The organism is Oleiphilus sp. HI0061, assembly GCF_001635675.1.
In genome coordinates this window covers 1-295 of record NZ_LWFE01001372.1, presented here as the reverse complement: position 1 = coordinate 295, position 295 = coordinate 1, and the positions used below count along the sequence as shown (strand labels likewise).

Below are 295 nucleotides of genomic sequence, written 5' to 3'. Positions count from 1 at the left end.
AGACGAACCAGTCCGTATTATCACGAGTCATAACAACAGGACCGGATTGAATTGTCATTTCGTCAATGGTTGGGTTATAGGGTGTCCACGTTGCGCCATCCCATGCACCGCCCGTCAATGTTGCTTCGCCTAACGCAGCTGGATACATAAAGTAGCCATACTCGTCAGTATCGAGAATAAGATCAAAGTCCTGATTGCTCGTATTAGGTAGTTTGTAATCTAGCGTCAACTCCGAATCCGATATGACAACACCGCCATAGTGCGGTACATCCGATACTGTACATAATTGCTCTGG

1 protein-coding gene is annotated in these 295 nt (G+C 46.4%); it reads right to left on the bottom strand.

Annotation, left to right across the window (positions count from 1 at the left end; all coding sequences use genetic code 11):
- Positions 1 to 295: hypothetical protein (locus A3735_RS31220; protein WP_197485968.1), on the bottom strand; the 295-nt coding region annotated here is incomplete at both ends.